We start from the raw sequence: 17,239 nt of genomic DNA, 5'->3' as shown, positions 1-17,239 counted from the left end.
AACTATCAAGCAATTGTTGAAAAGTTGAACAAACTGGATATACTGCTTCTTTTCTACATCATCTTCTTCATGATTCCAAAATACGATTGTCAGTGACTCAGGAGCGTTCCGATAATCGAAGCATAAAAGATTGCCGAATGGAATGATATACTTTATAGGAAGTAATTATCAATATGAGTCAGATGATTCTTTCGTTTCTCTAACTACTTTGCAAATAAACCTTCCTAATGCATGATGCATTGAAGGGAAGATTGTAAATATGACATCCATTGTTTTGCGTAGTGGCATGGGGCAGATTATAAGTTTATTTTTATGGACTCCATTGATGGCGATTTTTGCAAGTTTTTGAGGAGACATCATTTTATGTTTTTTCATTTTTTTGGTTATAGCAGACTTATCGATATGAATTGCTTTTGCTGCATCAAATATTGGCGTCTCAACGAAGGATGGGCAAAGTGCGCTTACAGAAGTGAGCAAAAATGACTCTCCTAAACAAGAGGAAAAGAAAGATAGTAAAGCTGATAACAAAGTCTATAAAATAGGCGAAACTGTAGAAGTTAATGGTCTGCAAATCACTTTCAATTCTGCCAAATTCATAGAACCAAACGAATATGTAAAAGCAGAAAAAGGAAAAGTACTAGAAATCACTTTTAATGCTAAAAATAACGGCAAAAAAGAAGCTTATTTTGGTGCTGAAGAATTAAAAATTGCAGATGCTAATGGCAATCAATTTAAACAATACTTCGCCGGAGATAATATATTTATGAATGAAAACATTGCTCCTGGAAATCAAATTCAAGGAAAAGTCCTATTTGATGTAGCAGAAGCAGACAAATATATAGGTACATATAAACCTAATTTTACGTTTGATGAAAAATCTGTAAAATTCGAATTCACAACTGCACAATAAAGGAGAATTGGTTTAAATGAAAAGAACAACTGAATTTGTATTAGGACTTATTGGTGGTATTTTTGGTATTTTATGTGCATTTATTGCATTATTTATTGGTGGACTTGGCTCTGCTTTAGAAGCCGACGGAGCAGATAGTATTATCGGCTTAGGTTGGGGAGCTGTGGGTCTTTCAATTTTAGGTATTGTTGGATCAGTTATGGTAAAAAGTAAAGCTAAAGTTGGCGGAATTATGATGACAATTGCTGCTATTGGCGGGTTAATTTGCATCTCTATGTTTTACATCCTACCATGCGTATTATTGTTAATTGGAGGATTGATGGGAATCTTCCGTAAAGAGAAGGCATCTGCATAATTACAAAAAGAATGATGAAGGTCAAAAAAAACACTCAGTTGAGTGTTTTTTTGACAAATTTTATTTTTTGCCCTCGTAATGCCCACGTACACCATCATCTAGATATTTTTCAATTTAATAATTGTTTCCTAAGCCTGAAGTTGATACGCACCACCTTCCTTACCAGTTAAATTATTAACAAGCTACATAAAATTTATGCTCTTCTTCATCCATATCTATATCAAAAATGTTTTTCGCTTCATACATAATAATTTCATTTTTTCTCTAAATTGCCGAATCAAATATTCCTGCTTGCCCAGAATCAACCTCAATACCTGTATCTATTTACAATCAAGATTTTCATTTGCTTCAATTTCTTATTTATATACTTTTTCATTTTGTGAGTTTAAAGGAAATTCCATAACAACTTGTAAACCTTTTTGATTTTCGTTGTTTGTTAGAATAAGCTGTCCTTGGTGCGCCTGCATAATTCTTGCTACCATTGGAATGCCTAGACCGTGCCCTTCTTGAATCGTTTGTTTTCTTTTTGAAGAATAAGGTAATTCGGTAATTTCAGCTATTTTTTCATTTGGAATTCCTTGTCCATTATCTTGTACAATAAAATGATATGTAGAGCGATCTTTTGATAAAGCGGTTTCGATAATAATTTCACATCCATTCGGATTATGCCGGATACTATTTTGAACTACATTACTAATTGCTCGAATCAGTAATTTTTCGTCTCCCCTAATTTGAGCCCCGTCATCCTTTAATTTTAATTCAATCTGATATTTATCATCTAATCCATTATTTAAAAAATCAGTTGCAACCTGTCTTGCTAAAACAGATAGACGAATATTTTTTAAATATAAAGGCTGCATTTCATATTCAAGCATAGAAACAAGGTTTAAATCGCTCACAAGCGCTCGTAATTTCTCTCCTTGATGTCGCATAATACGAGCTCGTTCTCTCTGATCCTCCGACAAATCTGAATCATCTTCCATTTCACTTGCATAACCAAGAATAATAGACAGCGGTGTTCGAATATCATGAGAAATTCCTGCAATCCAGTTGGAACGTGCCTCATCTCGCATTTTCAACGCAGCTGTCTTATTTTGAAGCTTAGTCGAAGCTGAATTGATACTTTGAGCTAAATCACCGAATAGACCTTTTGAATCCAGCTGAACGACTTCTTCCTTGGCCAGTTTGTGAACCCCGGACACAAGAGGGCGGATTTTTCTTATAAGACGCGTACCAATCAACATAGAGATAAATACAGTTATTCCTATATTAAAGAGTAGCAGCAGGAGAAGTCTCATCGGCATTGACTGAATCGAATCAGAAAGGAAATGAAGTTGATATTTCCAATGACTTTTCTTTGGATATCCTACTACTAGTAGCCCATCTTGATGTTCCCACGTATAGACAGGATATTCTGAAAGATAATAACGTGAAAACTTAGCAATATCCGCCATCTTGTAAGAACTAGGTACATCTTTAGGTAATTGATACTCCCATTGTACTTGCCCATTTTCACCAATTAACATTGCCCAAGCGCGATTATTTTGCAGACACTTTACAGCTTGTTCATCAAGTTGATAGTTTTCATCCTGTTTGTTTAATCCTTCATTCACTTGCTTCAGCACATTTTTTGGGGATAAATCTAGATTCATTTCTTTAAATATCATTATGCCTAATAAGACATAATTAAAAATCAGTAAAAATATAGAAATGCATATCGTTGCCATTGCAAATTTATGTAATATACGAATAATTCCTCTCAATTAATGCGTCTCCTTCAAAAGCAATTTATACCCTAGTCCCCTCACAGTAAGAAGATAAATCGGTTTGGAGGGATCTGGTTCAATTTTTTCACGTACTCGCCTAATATGGACCATTAATGTATTTTCGTAACCGTAGCTATCATCTCCCCAAACTGCTTGACATATAGCGTCGCTTGTCACAATTCGACCTCGATTCTCATATAGCTTTACAAGAATAGCATGTTCTTTTGCTGTTAAGGGCATTTCTGTTTCACCCCTATACACAACAGCGCTTTCTAAGTCCACAGTTTGTTTCCCTAATTGAAAGATTGATAGACGCTCTACAACAGGAGAAGAATAGACTCGTTTTAAAACAGCGATAAGACGTAATACGAGTTCACGTGGTAAGAACGGCTTTACAATATAATCATCTGCCCCTAAACCTAATCCAAGTAACCGGTCCTCATCTTCTCCTCGTGCAGATAGAAACAGAACCGGCATATTTGAGAACTGCCTAATCGAAGATAAAAGTGAAAAGCCGTCACCATCAGGTAGCATAACATCAAGAATAACGATATCTGGCCGATCTACACGACAAAGCGATAGAGCTGACGTACAATCAGCAGCACTAAAAATCCGGAAAAATCCCTCTTTTCTTAAGAACCTTTCAATCATGATTCTTATTTCTGGTTCATCATCGACAATTAAGATTTTTTTATCTTTTAAATTTCCCATCTTGCATCACCTAATTTCATTATACATAAAATACGATATGATATAAAAAATAGTAAAATCTATAAAGTTATCTTTTCCTATTTTTTATACCGTTGTTTCACTACTTTTGGCAAATCCTCAAATTGAACCTCTTACCAGTACGTAACACCCGAAATAGCGTATAATATAGCCGAATATAAGACTCTTTCCTTAATTGGTTTCGAGCAGAAAAAACAAGTCTCTTTTTCTTTCCTTGTTGATTGTAAGTAAACAACTCATAGTTATAACGTCCCGCCTCATTCTGTATGCCAGGACTGTAATACATCCCTTTTCCTGAAGCGCTGTTAGGAATAAGCCTCTCTACTAAATAGACCCATCCAAAATCCAATGCTTATCATCATAGTAATCCCTAATATTATTATTTGTTTCATAAAAATCTCATCCTGAGTGAGATTAGGATGAGATTATATCTTTTTTCTTTAATCGCTGAATTGAAATCATTGAAAACATAATAATGAAAACTGTACTCATCATCAAAAATAAAAAATTCTGTCCCACGCTTAACTTTTCTTGATTCAGTACACTCATACCAATGGTGAGCAGTGAGAAAGGAAAAAACATTCCTAACTTAGCAATATACATACCAAGTCCGATAAAGACTGCACATAAACTCATACCGATAGGCATAGCAAAACTTCGGATTCTTAGCGATAAGCTTAATTGCAGAGCGATAATAGCAAGAGATGCATACCATCCGCGCATCGCCCAACCGATTGTCTCTAGCGGAAATGTTTTAGGTAAGAAGAAAAAGTTCCCTATAAGCCAGTAGAGCCCTATAAATAACGCTTGTGCAAACCCAATTAAAAGACTAACAATAACGAATTTAGCAAGAAATACACTTGCAACTGATACAGGAGATGTCATAGTCATATTCCAATTTCGGTTCAAATGCTCAAGTCGACAAATATATGAGCAGCAAATTGCAATTAAAATAGGTAAGAAAAACTCACTGTAAAACAAACTAACTTGCGTCCATAAACTATACCAACCATTTTTTAGCACTTCTTGATTATAATAATAATTCGCGCATCCAATTAGCAAACTTATAATAGGAAGTGTCGCGAGTACAAGTAGGATTCGAGAATGGCGTAATTTAAGACATTCCGCCAAAATACTTCGTTTCATTCTATTCCCTCCTTACATTTCTTGTCGGCTTATCCGAGCGCTTCCGACAATATAGAATAAGATAGCTAAAGCTATTGTAACAATGACATTCCAAAGGTTGATCGACTGGACTATGTAAGCACTTAAGGAACTCTTATATAAATGAGTAACCGGGCTAAGTTCCAAGTAATAAGCCCAAATAAACATACGTCTAATCGCAGCTGGAAACAACCCTGCAGTCATTCCAATAAATCCACCTAGCATGCCTAAACATAGCGCGAAAACTTGATTCTTAATAGTAAAAGAAAGCCACTGCTGAAGCGCTGTAACCGCAAGATTCGTTAAGAAAGTTCCGAAAACAAATTGAATAAACAATGCAGAAGAAAAATTACTAGAAAATTTGTGTACGAATCCAAACATAATCATAAGTGCAACCTGTGCAAAAATACTTAACAGAAGTAAACTATTCACACATATATACTTCGCTGCGTAAAGATCTCTGCGTTTTACATTCGTAGCAACAAGCATTTTTAACGTTTCTCCCTTATGTTCCATATCACAAATACGTGATACAACAATCGCTGAAATAATGGGCATAAAAAGGCCATTCATAGAGGAAATACTAAAAACAATTGCTTCCCAAGAGACAAAACTAGAGTTAGTAGCCATCGATCGACTAAGAGCGATAAATGCCCATAGCATCTCTGCGCTAAGAAATAATAGAATCATAACCCATATTTTTTTGCGACGAATTTTAAAGTATTCTAATCCTAACATTTTCATCACAAGCTTCTCTCCTTTTCTGTTAACTCCAGGAAAATGTTCTCTAAGCTTTTCTTCTGTTTCTCAATTCGGGTTACAGAAATTTCATTTTTAACAAGCATCCGATTTACTTCCGCTACTTTCGCATCCTCAAGATGAGCAAATTTCAACCGATTACCACTTTGGACAAAGTTGTAGCCTTGAGTAGTAAGTAGCTGACCTGCTTTCATATTATCTTCCGTTTTAATAAAAATAGCATTTCTATTTCTTTTCTGTAGATTAGCCATACTCCCCTGAAACAACAGTTTTCCTTCACTAATAATACCGACTGAAGTAGCAATTTGTTCAATCTCTGAAAGAAGATGGCTAGAGAGTAATACCGTGATTCCATAGCGCTTTGGTAATGACTTAATCAATTCTCTAATTTCACCGATGCCCGCTGGGTCAAGACCATTTGTTGGTTCATCAAGAATTAACAACTTAGGAAAAGTAAGAAGAGCCATAGCAATCCCTAACCGTTGTTTCATTCCCAGTGAGTATTGATCCACTTTTTTATTTATTTGCTTTTCTAAACGTACAATTTTTAGAACCTCATGCACATTTTTATCTGGCGCATTTCGAAGGCGTTGCATCACTTTGAGATTTTCAAGTCCTGTTAAATGTCCATAATACGAGGGAGATTCAATAAGGGATCCTGTCCGCTCTAAAATAGACGAACGACATTTGTTCAAACTGTCTCCGAATACTTTAATGTCTCCTTCAGAAGGTTTAATAAGCCCAAGTAACATTTTTAACGTAGTTGTTTTTCCAGCTCCATTTGGTCCTAAAAAACCATAAATTTCTCCTTCTTCAATATGAAGATTCACCTGATTCACACAATGTATCGTTCCGTATATTTTTGATAGATTATGTGTTTGAATAATAACTGAAGTACTCATATCAAAAGACAACTCCATTCTATTTTTATCAATATTCCCCTTCTCTTTTCACTGTAATGAATACACCTTTCCTTAGTCTAAAGAAAACCTTACAACAACCTTAAATAAAAAAGGGGAAAAGTGTCTTTTTAAAGTACACTTTTCCCTTTTCTAAAGAAAAACTGTCATTATTGATGGTTATTTATACTCTCTATATAAGTTCGATTTCCTATTCGCAGCGTTCTTGTTAACTGTTAATACAAATTATGATTTACTCCTTCCCTTATAAGTTAACATAATTACATTATGTTAACTTATAAGGGGTATCACAAACCCATGAATAATGAAACAATTGTAACGATTCTTCATTTTTTCACTGGATAACAAATTTCTGTAATCCACTTCGTAGGATCAGATTCCATCGCTGGACTCACGTGATAAATATTAAACATCGGCCCTGTAATTTTATATTTTTCAGATTCAATCCATTTTGCCGCAGCTTCGTTAACTGCTGTCATTTGTTCATAACTTCCGCTAACTGTAATAGAGGCAACAAAAGATGAATCGACTTTTTTAAATATGACTTCTTTCGTATTTTCATATTCCCCTGTCACATTTATCTGTATTTCTACATCTACATCTTTTTCTTTATATTCATTATCATGAAATATAGCTAAGCTATGCCTTGGATTCGCTATATTTATATTTTGTCGTTTTATTTCTTGCATCAGTATATTCCATAACTCTCCTTCACAATGATAAGATGGAATCACTTTTCGAACACTTGCTACTTTCCTTCTAGGTATCTCTTTCAAAGAAACATGATAGTTCATTTCAATAACATCCTCTCTCATTATTTTCATTGAGTCTTCGAGAAGTCGCAATTGTTTTTGAAGGGCTTTCATTTCTTCTCTTATTTGAGACGTACGATGAACAAAATGTTCTGTCATAATTTCTATATTATTATTTTCTAATATTTCTTTAATAGTAGTGAGACGAAATCCCATATCCTTCAAATTTTGAATTTGATTTACTTTCTGTAATTGTGCTGCTGAATAATAACGATAACCAGTTTGCGCATCTATTTTTTCAGGCTGCAATAACTCCATGTTATCGTAATGTCTCAACATTCGAATACTAATTGAAGAAAGTTTTGAAAAATCCCCTATTTTAAACATTTGTTCCTCCTGTAATTTCCATTTATTTCGAAGCTCAACTCTAGCTTAAACAATGACATAGTGTGAGAGTCAACAAAGAAGATATAAGAATAAAAATCCATCCTTTTATTTTGTTTAAAATCATCTTTTATATGATAATAATTATATAATAAATAATTTATTTTCGGCTATTAATTCAACTGGTTGTATAAGGAGCTAAAACATATTTCTCAAATTCCATCATTAACAAATAAAAACATAAAGGATTATACCTTTATGCTTTTATAATAAAACATATATCTTATATTTTTCTTAATTTGAAATGAACGGACACTTTTGTACATATATACGATCTTTAATTTGCTTGATAACAAAAGGGGCGATATCTCCATTTTGAATTTTAATTCCTGGTACATCTACTACATTCTCTTTGATTGCTCAATACCTGTTCCTTCTACAACAAAAGGTAATCTAACAACTGTCCAATCTATAGCGCTATGTTGTAGAAGGCGTAATTCTTTATATTTATTACTCATCATCTTTTGAAAAAACAACTGAAATAATACGGCTCCTATTTTGTTTAGGATACTTTTTTGATCTCCTTTTATATCTAATGATCCTCCAGAAATTAAAATATACCGTTTTATTTTATATTCATTACTTTTAAAATATGACTTGTCAAGGCACTGAATATGTAAGACTCTTTTTTTAAGTTGACCTACAGCATTAATAACAGCTTGACAACCTTGAAGCAGTTCTTGTATGGCATAGCAATTACGCGCATCTCCCTTTATAATTTCCACATTTTCTCTGGATGTCGCGTTAAAATTCGTATTTGATATCCTTCCTGTAACGCTTGGTCTACAAGAAATTTTCCAGCTTTTCCATTTGCACTAATCACCGCTATTGTATCCTTTGTTCCCATATCTCGTATGAGGCTCCTTTATATGTTATTTATAGTTCTCTTGTGCATTCGTAAAAAAGAAATTAAATGTTCGCAAGATTTCTCACACGCTAATCGTTTAAAGATGTTTTTTTCTTCTTCTGCTTTATCATTTGCTTGATCAGAAGCTGCTTTTAAACATAAGAATGGCTTTTTATTTGCACGGCATACATAGGCAAAAGCAGCTATTTCTTGATCAACTGCTAATGCCCCATATACAGTATGTAACAGATAGCGCATTTCTGGACTGCGAATAGGTTGGTCGCCGGATAAAATTGTTCCAAAATGAACCGGCTCATAAAAACGCATTTTCTTTATTTGTCTGACAAGCACTTTCGTTGTTTCAATTGGCGCTGTTCTCCCAGTATATAAATTAAACTGATCTTCTCCCGTTCCAGCAGCTGGCACATCATGCTGTAAAGTATGAAGAGCTACAACGATATGACCATTCTTCACTTTGTTCGATAAACTACCACAAATGCCCGTCATAAAAAGCTCTTCAGGCTGGAATTCACTAATTAATAGTTGTACACAACTTGCGCAACTAACTTTTCCTACACCAGTAACAACTGATATAATTTCTAATTCATGAATAGAATGAAAATGAAATTCCCAAGCTGCTCGTCTTTCAACATGTTCGCTTGGATAATATTGATGCAAATACGTAAGTTCTGATTCCCGTGCAGATACAATGGCAATACGTTTCATTACATGCTTCACTTCCTCCTATTTTCATTTAAACAATGTTGCTATATGATCGCGCTCATAATCTGGTATCCACTTTTCATATTGGTTATATAAATGTCTTATACTTTCTTTATTCTTCGCAATCACTTCACATCCTCTATCATCATAGATATTGATAAGAAAAACGTCAGGATACGAAATATCTGCTCTTCCACCTAAACGCGGATAGAAATTAGGAAAGTCTTCATGATTCATAGCTTTTATGAGTGGTATATACTTAATATCGTCTGCCAAACACTGTAATGAAAATTGATATGTACAATATAACTCTGCGTCCTCATTATCAAAGAAATAGGGAAACGTTTCTTGCCTCAGTCGAAATTGTAATTCTTTCTTTTTCAGAAATCGGCTATATAGCCTTAGTTTCTTCTATTTTCTTAATCTATCCTTTTTAAAGCGATAAACATTTATTACTACAAATATCATATCTTTTGTAGAAAATACATCTTGGAATAACAATATATTATATTTATATATTTGAGAAAAATACTTGTTGTTGCATGTAGCAGTGCCACACTCACATAAAAAATGTCTTTTCCAAAATCAAAATGAAGGTGGTCTCCCATTGAAAGTAAATGCTCGATTTTAAAATGACACTTGGAAATGCGCTATTCATATATCCTTTTATATTTATATGCAAGTCTCTTCTAATCCAATACCTCAATTAAATCCCAGTACGCTTCTTCTAACCAAGGATGTAATACTTTAAGCGTATCTTTCCTTTCCCATAAATAGGAGATGTATGCAAAAGCAGCTTGCTCCAATGAGATTTCTAAACTTTTCTTCACGCGGTCTATATATGGAGGAACTCCCTTTTGATCCCATTCTATTTTATCCGCTACAAATAAGACAAGATCCATCGTTGTTGCATGTTTTCGCAAAGTCGTATGGCAACCAATTGCATCTAATATTTGTTCATTTGTCACTTTGAATATTTCTTTTGCGATTTCTTTTGATAACTTTTGGTGAATAATCATTGGAAACTCTCGCTCTTCTTGCAGTATATCTATTCCAAATGATTCAGCAGCTGCAATACGTTGTTCATTTGGAAAGACGGCGCTAATATCATGTAAATATCCTGCAATAGCTGCCTCTTCTTCGTTCACATGAAACTTTCTTGCCAGTTTACGTGCTTCATTTGCAACACGCATAGAATGCTTATATGTAAACTCTTTTTCATATTTTAATAAAAAATCTTTCATATCCTCTTCTATGTTTCCCGCTACTTGAAATGTATAGATATCATTATACTGCATAAAAAATATCACCTCATGATTATCTTTTCCTACAACGAAAATATAAATATTCTCATTTTATTATTGTATTCGTTATGTATAGGTTAAATCCTTTTTAATACGTTACATGAAATTATATGAGGAAACGTTACTACAAAACCTCTAAATGTTTGCTATTATAGTAATGTTGAATCATTGTAGAGAAAGGAATTATATATAATGAATAAAAATATATTAATTATTGATGATGATAAAGAAATTGTAGAATTACTTGCAGTTTATTTACGCAATGAAGGCTATGATATTTATAAAGCGTATGATGGTGATGAAGCTTTACAAATGCTATCCATGTATGAAATTGATCTTATGATTTTAGATATTATGATGCCAAAACGCAATGGATTAGAAGTTTGCCAACAAGTTAGAGAGCATAATAACACAGTTCCGATTCTTATGCTAAGTGCCAAAGCAGAAGATATGGATAAAATATTAGGACTCATGACAGGTGCAGATGATTACATGATTAAACCGTTTAATCCATTAGAATTAATGGCTAGAGTCAAAGCGCTACTACGTAGATCGTCCTTTCAACAAACGATTTCTCAAGTAAATGAAGACGGTATGATTCGCATTCGTTCTATAGAAATACATAAACATAATCATACTGTGAAAGTAAACGGAGAAAATATTAAACTCACTTCCATCGAATTTGATATTCTTTATTTACTCGCTAGCAATACAGGGAGGGTATTTAGTTCAGAAGAAATATTTGAGCGTGTTTGGAATGAAGATGGGTATGGTTCTAACAAGACTGTGATGGTCCATATTAGTAACTTACGGGACAAATTGGAAACGGGGATAAATACCGAGAAAATTATTCATACTGTTTGGGGAGTAGGTTATAAAATTGAAAAATGAAACCTTCGATATTTTAAGAGTCATTCCGAAATGGAAAATTGTTCTTTGGCTTGTGTTAGCCATTCTATTGACACCCATTACTGAAATTATTATATATCGTCTCGTGACAAGTGTAATTGATAGTTCCCTCACGCTAACAGAATTAGGAAAAGAGATTGTTCGAATTGTTGGTTATGAAAAATATAGAGGATTGAAAGAATCCATTTGGTTTATGATGCTATCCTATTTATATTGGTTTTCAATCTTTTCATTCTATATTTATATATTTTATCGCCACGAAAAAAAGTTATATTATAGAGTTTGCATAAAGAGAATGATTGAAGAAATTCGCTATATTGCGAACGGGAATTTTAATCATAAAGTTTCCATTGTTCAACAGGATCATTTAGAAGAATTAGCGATTGGCGTCAACCAAATTGTTGAACAACTCAAAGTATCGATTGAAGAAGAACGACAAACAGAACAAGCGAAAAGTGAACTCATTACAAATGTATCACATGATTTACGAACTCCTCTCACATCTATAGTTGGATATGTAAATTTGATTCATCATGATAACTATCGAGATGAAGTAGAACTACGCCATTACATACAAGTCATTTATGACAAAGTCCACCGTTTAAATACATTGATGAATGATTTATTTGAATATACACGCGTACAAAATAAAGAATTGAGTTTACGCTCTGTACCTATTGATATGATTGAATTACTAGGACAATTAACTGTCCAGTTTCGTATCCAACTTCAAGAAGCAAATATTAAATGCAGACCTTCATATCCATCTCAAAAACTAATGGTATTAGCTGATGGTGATAAACTTGTACGTGTATTTGAAAATTTAATTATCAACGCCATTACGTATGGAAGTGATGGTAAATATATTGATATTACAGCTTACGAAGAAGGAAATCTAGTCGCAATTGACGTTACAAATTATGGACAGCCCATCCCAAGTACTGACTTACCTCATATATTTGAACGCTTCTATCGCGTTGAGAAATCTCGGTCGGCATATACAGGAGGATCTGGGCTTGGATTAGCAATCGCCAAAAGTATTGTAGAACTTCACAACGGAACAATTGAAGTATACAGTGATGAAGAAAAAACAACTTTTACTGTGAAACTACTTCGATATAAATAAAATTTATCTATCTTCAAGATTCGATTTCTTAAGCGTTAAGAAATCGAATCTCCCCTATTTTTACCCACACTTTAGTAATTCTTAAAAATTCTTTAGAAATTCTTTACCTTTTCTTACCCCCTAATTAAGTATTCATTTTTACAATAGGAAATACGGAAGGATCTCGAGGGGGAATACTTATGCAATTCTTAAAAAAAGCAATGCTTATATTTCTATCTTTACTCATTACAATAGCTATCGTTTTATATTTTTACATTTATGTAAATGGTCCCGCTATTCAATCGCAGTCAGCGATTTTAATAGATGCTGATTCTGGTGAAATTGTGTATAAAAAGAATGAAACTTCGCCTTTTCCCTCAGGTGATTTATCTAAACTCATGACAGAATATATTCTTTTAGAACGAATACATAACGGTACCCTAAAATGGGAAGATGAAGTGATTATAAAGGATAATTCTTTTCACATAGGAGCGAATGATATTGGTACTACAGTTAAAAGTGATATCACAATTCGCGATTTATTCCATGCTGTTGCGTTAACGGGGAATAATCGTGCAGCACTAGCTTTAGCAGAGCACATATCAACAAATGAAGAAAATTTTATAAAACTAATGAATGAAAAAGCAAGACAGCTAGGATTATCTAAAGATACATACTTTATAAATGTAACAGGGGTTTCAAATAAACAAGAGCAATTCTCTAAAATCACCGCTTTAGATGCCTCTAAATTAGCTCGTCAATTACTTTATGATTACCCAACGATATTAAAAAGTAGCAGTATGACCTCTTATCAATTCATCTTCAAAGATATCCATGTATTTAATACAAATAGAATGCTCTATTCGCTTGATAAAAATGTAAAGCTGAAAAGCGTTGATGGTTTGCAAACAAGTTTTTCACCTACTACTGGCTACAGCTTTGTTGGAACGGCAAAAGAAAAAGATAGAAGACTGATTTCAGTTGTATTAGGTGCAAAGGGAGAAAACAGCTCCTTTATCGAATCAAAAAAATTATTTAACTATGGTTTCCATCCTACTTATTTCCCATCTTTTCAATCTTTTAAAGACTATATCTCATCATGGCTATCATCACTATCATTCAAGAACTTTTTCGTACAAAGCATTACCGTTTTATTTATTATCATGATTTCAATGATTATTCATGTGCGAAAACAAGACTCAGAGAATTTGTAAATCCAAAACCGACTTATCCTTTTTCTGTAAGTCGGTTTTTCAAAGAAATCATTTTCTACATGAATCTGGATGTAAGCAATCTTTCTTTTGAAATCTTCCTCTCCCATATATTCTAAGATCCCCCTATTTTTATGTGCATCTTTTATCAGTTTTTCTTTTTCAAATGCGATAGGCAGTACCCTCTTTATCACCTTGTCACCAACAGATTTGCCTTTCATTTGTTTATCTCTGACTAAAACCTTACCTATCCGTGCTGTTCTTTCTATTCGATTTACTCTGCCAAGGAAAATACGCCTATTACTTTACCTTTTTCTTCTGTTACCTTATAAACTAAAGGATCCGCATTTCTATGACTGGTATCCTTTACATACCTTTATAACTGTTCTTCATTCAGCGGATACATAAATGCTGACTCTTAACTTTTCTGATTCAATTTATAAGCTATTTAAAATCATTTCTTGCAAAATAAGTAGAATGTTCGCTTTCAAGTTCGATAATTCCTACCAAGCTCTTCTCCAATTGAGAAATAATATCTAAAATTATAAAATAATGGATTCCATTTTTACGGATCAATAGGATTTCCATCTTTTATGATATTTGTATGGGCATGTACATGAATAACTTCTGTTTCCACAATTGCAAAAAATGGATCATAATGAGGAAGACATCGGACTTATATTTGTTGTATCATCTTCGTTCAGCGTTGATAACAAATACACTGGCATTCCATAGTATAAGATTTTCGGGTGTATCTCTTTGTATACATTTTTACCTATTTCTAAGTTCATATTATCACTTCTTACATTCATTCTTTCCTTATTGTAAAACATAAAAATTTCTATTATCATCGAAATATGAATATAAAAAAGGAGTGAGTAAGTGTGAATGAAAATATCGCAAAAGTCGCCTCTCTTATTAGTAATCCATCACGAGCGGCTATCTTAACACATCTTATGGATGGTCACCCTCATCCAGCCACTGAACTAGCACGGGTCGCAAAAATCAAACCTCAAACAGTAAGTTTTCACCTTCATAAACTATATACCATGCAAATTCTCGAAGTTGAAAAGCATGGTAGATATCACTATTACAAATTAGCAAATCAAGAAATGGCAGAAATATTAGGAAAACTACTCTACATCGTTCCATTTAAACCTATTCAATCCTTTAAAGAAATAAAGAAACATGAAGAAATTCAATATGCCAGAACGTGCTATGATCATCTAGCTGGAAAATTGGGTGTCGATCTTACTAACTCTCTACTATATAAACAAGTATTACAAAAGAATGGGTCAGAATTTGAGGTCACTGAAATTGGCGCACATTTTTTTGAAGATTTTGGTATAAATTTAGACATATTACGTAACAAAAGACGTGCATTTTCAAAATGTTGCTTAGATTGGACTGAAAGACAATATCATATTGCTGGAGCCCTCGGCAATGCTATTTTAGAACGAATGCTAGAACAAAATTGGATTACTAGAACAGATGGATCACGAGCTGTTTATATTACATCACTAGGGAAGCAAAACATATTTGAAATCTTTTCTCTAGAAATGTAATGCTCATTGTTTGTGTTTTTAATGTATATATTGGAAGGAATTATGACAAAAGATTAACCACCTTTTCAAAATATACATACATTATTTATATGAGTTTAATTTATTCATATAAAAGGAGAATTTTCATGCAGAAAAAATCTATTTCAATTATACTTCCTGTTTTTAATGAAGAAAAAACTTTAGATCGTGTGTTGCAAGCGGCTCTGCAAATCCATCCTTTAGAAATTATTGTAGTTGCTAATGGTTGTACCGATCGTTCTGTAGAAATTGCTCACAAATATAAATGCCATGTGTTAAATTTCGAAGCAGCCCTTGGACATAATATTGGACGTGCTATTGGCGCACAGCAAGCAAAAGGAGATATTTTGTTGTTTATGGATGCTGATTTTCCGCTTGATAGCAATATATTACGCGAATTTCTTCAACCGTTAATGAATCATACAGCTGACGTTGTATTAAATAATTTAGACTATATTTTTTATAAAAAACAGCGTCCCCATTCCACAACGATTTGGAGACAAGTTACAAATCAATTTTTTCATCGTCCGGATTTAAAAATCGATTCCCCTATTTCTGTTCCGCACGCGATGACAAAAGAAGTCGTTCATACCATTGGAGCAGAATCGCTAGGAAACCCAACGCTCGCTCATCTCAAAATAATCCAACATAACTTCCGCATTTCTCGTCATAAACAAATTGATGTCATTTCAATCAATCGCGTAAATCCTCAGCAACATTTTGCAAAGCATAATGAACTTTCTACTTCTGAAAAGCGAATTATCGGAAATCATATCGCAGCTATGGCAGAGTGGATCGATGAGCTAAAAAATCCCCGTGCACATTATTCTGATGGTGGAAGAAGGCGAGATATTGTCGAAGGATTGAAATTAAAGCAGAGTAAGTCTTTTCCTAAAGTTCATTATACAGGCTGGGGCGTAAACACATCCAACTATGGTGGGAAGCAATTATCTATTATTATTCCTGTTCAAAATGAAGAGAAAATGATACAAGCGATTATCCAGGAATCTAGAAAATTAAATCCTTTAGAAATTATAGTTGTCGTTAATGGTACGACTGACAAAACAGCAGAAATTGCGAAAAAGCACGGAGCAACGATTGTTATGTATGAAGAAGAATTGGGAAATGATACTGGCAGAGCAATTGGTGCGTATTTTGCACGAGGCGATATACTATTATTTATTGATGGAGATTTTGTAATCCCTTCAAATGATCTACTGCCATTTGTACATGCGGTTGAAAATGGTGTTGATTTAGCACTGAATGATTTAGATCATTATCTTTCTTATCGTTTCCCGCTCTATATTGTAACAGCATGTAAATACGCTGTTAATTTAGCTTGTGATCGTAAAGATTTAGGAGTTGGTTCTATTGTCGCTGTACCGCATGCCTTTAGTAAAAAATGTATTGAAACGATCGGGTTTGATGCTCTTACTTCGCCAGTATACGGACAAGTAAAAGCAATATTAAGCGGATTACAAGTAAAAAACGTTCATCGTGTCGACGTTGATAAAATGAATCGCATTCGCCCTGATAAACATTTCTCTAAAACTGGTGGTTTAGCTCCTTCAACGACAAGAATTGTCGGTGATCATATAGAAGCTATTTCTTATTTAATTCAGCAAAAAGGCGAACGTGGATTGTTTTAAAAATGGCTATTATGTAACCGCAATATCCTATCAAAAAGAAAGCCCTAGCAGCGAGGTCACTGACAAAGTCCAAAGAAGTCTAATATCTACTTGTATATAAATGCCTGAC

General features: G+C 33.7%; 18 protein-coding genes and 3 pseudogenes. 7 read left to right on the top strand and 14 right to left on the bottom strand.

Annotated features, from left to right (window positions below; all coding sequences use genetic code 11):
• Positions 1-168: 168 nt before the first annotated feature.
• On the bottom strand, positions 169-477 hold the full coding sequence (locus tag MR056_RS02970; RefSeq protein WP_140388422.1) for an SDR family oxidoreductase: 309 nt from the start codon (positions 475-477) through the stop codon (positions 169-171).
• Here MR056_RS02970 and MR056_RS02965 point away from each other — a divergent pair.
• A pseudogene (locus MR056_RS02965) lies at positions 464-910 on the top strand (DUF4352 domain-containing protein); the annotation flags it as partial. The gene MR056_RS02970 and the pseudogene MR056_RS02965 overlap by 14 nt on opposite strands.
• Before the next feature lie 16 nt (positions 911-926).
• Positions 927-1,265 (top strand): DUF4064 domain-containing protein, encoded by a 339-nt coding sequence (locus tag MR056_RS02960; RefSeq protein ID WP_087098723.1) that lies wholly within the window; start codon positions 927-929, stop codon positions 1,263-1,265.
• Between the two features lie 356 nt (positions 1,266-1,621).
• Here MR056_RS02960 and MR056_RS02955 read toward each other — a convergent pair whose 3' ends face one another.
• From MR056_RS02955 to yqeK, 12 genes and pseudogenes are all read right to left on the bottom strand, one after another.
• A complete protein-coding gene (locus MR056_RS02955) occupies positions 1,622-3,028 on the bottom strand; it encodes a sensor histidine kinase (RefSeq protein ID WP_048722967.1) in 1,407 nt (468 codons plus the stop codon).
• Positions 3,029-3,742 (bottom strand): response regulator transcription factor, encoded by a 714-nt coding sequence (locus tag MR056_RS02950; RefSeq protein WP_048722965.1) that lies wholly within the window; start codon positions 3,740-3,742, stop codon positions 3,029-3,031. It abuts the gene before it with no gap.
• Positions 3,743-3,842: 100 nt separating this feature from the next.
• Positions 3,843-4,046 carry a DUF1093 domain-containing protein gene (locus tag MR056_RS02945; protein WP_235436391.1) on the bottom strand — a complete coding sequence of 68 codons (204 nt, stop codon included), beginning with the start codon at positions 4,044-4,046 and terminating at the stop codon, positions 3,843-3,845.
• A gap of 128 nt (positions 4,047-4,174) precedes the next feature.
• Complete coding sequence (locus MR056_RS02940) at positions 4,175-4,906, bottom strand: ABC transporter permease (protein ID WP_048722963.1); 732 nt, start codon at positions 4,904-4,906, stop codon at positions 4,175-4,177.
• Between the two features lie 12 nt (positions 4,907-4,918).
• Positions 4,919-5,671: an ABC transporter permease gene (locus MR056_RS02935; RefSeq protein WP_048722961.1), complete on the bottom strand. Its 753-nt coding sequence runs from the start codon at positions 5,669-5,671 to the stop codon at positions 4,919-4,921.
• The gene (locus tag MR056_RS02930) at positions 5,668-6,585 is read right to left on the bottom strand and encodes an ABC transporter ATP-binding protein (protein WP_048723104.1); all 918 of its coding nucleotides are present in this window, start codon (positions 6,583-6,585) and stop codon (positions 5,668-5,670) included. Before MR056_RS02930 ends, MR056_RS02935 begins: the two co-directional genes overlap by 4 nt.
• Positions 6,586-6,929: 344 nt before the next feature.
• A complete protein-coding gene (locus MR056_RS02925; protein ID WP_012094306.1) occupies positions 6,930-7,742 on the bottom strand; it encodes a MerR family transcriptional regulator in 813 nt (270 codons plus the stop codon).
• Between the two features lie 398 nt (positions 7,743-8,140).
• Positions 8,141-8,524, bottom strand: coding sequence for an NAD(P)H-binding protein (locus tag MR056_RS02920; protein ID WP_235436366.1), 384 nt, complete (start codon positions 8,522-8,524; stop codon positions 8,141-8,143).
• On the bottom strand, positions 8,512-8,646 hold the full coding sequence (locus MR056_RS02915) for an NmrA family NAD(P)-binding protein (RefSeq protein WP_235436365.1): 135 nt from the start codon (positions 8,644-8,646) through the stop codon (positions 8,512-8,514). The genes MR056_RS02920 and MR056_RS02915 overlap by 13 nt, the downstream gene beginning before the upstream one ends.
• Before the next feature lie 18 nt (positions 8,647-8,664).
• The gene (locus MR056_RS02910; RefSeq protein WP_012094305.1) at positions 8,665-9,372 is read right to left on the bottom strand and encodes a phosphorylase family protein; all 708 of its coding nucleotides are present in this window, start codon (positions 9,370-9,372) and stop codon (positions 8,665-8,667) included.
• Between the two features lie 24 nt (positions 9,373-9,396).
• A pseudogene (locus tag MR056_RS02905) lies at positions 9,397-10,045 on the bottom strand (DUF3885 domain-containing protein).
• 13 nt (positions 10,046-10,058) lie between these two features.
• Positions 10,059-10,667: a bis(5'-nucleosyl)-tetraphosphatase (symmetrical) YqeK gene (yqeK, locus tag MR056_RS02900; RefSeq protein ID WP_012094304.1), complete on the bottom strand. Its 609-nt coding sequence runs from the start codon at positions 10,665-10,667 to the stop codon at positions 10,059-10,061.
• Between the two features lie 198 nt (positions 10,668-10,865).
• On the opposite strand from yqeK, the gene MR056_RS02895 reads away from it, so the two are divergent.
• The 3 genes from MR056_RS02895 (at position 10,866) to MR056_RS02885 (ending at position 13,901) form a co-directional block, all read left to right on the top strand.
• Positions 10,866-11,564, top strand: a complete 699-nt coding sequence (locus MR056_RS02895; RefSeq protein WP_012094303.1) for a response regulator transcription factor — start codon at positions 10,866-10,868, stop codon at positions 11,562-11,564.
• Positions 11,554-12,708 (top strand): sensor histidine kinase, encoded by a 1,155-nt coding sequence (locus MR056_RS02890; RefSeq protein WP_012094302.1) that lies wholly within the window; start codon positions 11,554-11,556, stop codon positions 12,706-12,708. Before MR056_RS02895 ends, MR056_RS02890 begins: the two co-directional genes overlap by 11 nt.
• Positions 12,709-12,887: 179 nt before the next feature.
• On the top strand, positions 12,888-13,901 hold the full coding sequence (locus tag MR056_RS02885) for a D-alanyl-D-alanine carboxypeptidase family protein (RefSeq protein WP_012094301.1): 1,014 nt from the start codon (positions 12,888-12,890) through the stop codon (positions 13,899-13,901).
• A 484-nt stretch (positions 13,902-14,385) separates the two neighbouring features.
• Here the strand turns inward: MR056_RS02885 and MR056_RS02880 are convergent.
• A pseudogene (locus MR056_RS02880) lies at positions 14,386-14,689 on the bottom strand (hypothetical protein).
• 93 nt (positions 14,690-14,782) lie between these two features.
• Here MR056_RS02880 and MR056_RS02875 point away from each other — a divergent pair.
• Together MR056_RS02875 and MR056_RS02870 are read left to right on the top strand one after the other, a co-directional pair.
• Positions 14,783-15,463, top strand: coding sequence for an ArsR/SmtB family transcription factor (locus MR056_RS02875; protein ID WP_087098720.1), 681 nt, complete (start codon positions 14,783-14,785; stop codon positions 15,461-15,463).
• 125 nt (positions 15,464-15,588) lie between these two features.
• Complete coding sequence (locus tag MR056_RS02870) at positions 15,589-17,130, top strand: glycosyltransferase family 2 protein (RefSeq protein WP_012094299.1); 1,542 nt, start codon at positions 15,589-15,591, stop codon at positions 17,128-17,130.
• The last annotated feature ends 109 nt before the right edge of the window (positions 17,131-17,239 follow it).

This window comes from Bacillus cereus group sp. BfR-BA-01360 (assembly GCF_022663595.1).
GTDB classification, from domain to species: domain Bacteria; phylum Bacillota; class Bacilli; order Bacillales; family Bacillaceae_G; genus Bacillus_A; species Bacillus_A cytotoxicus.
Note: the sequence above shows the minus strand (reverse complement) of the source record. Positions and strands in the feature narration are given on the sequence as shown.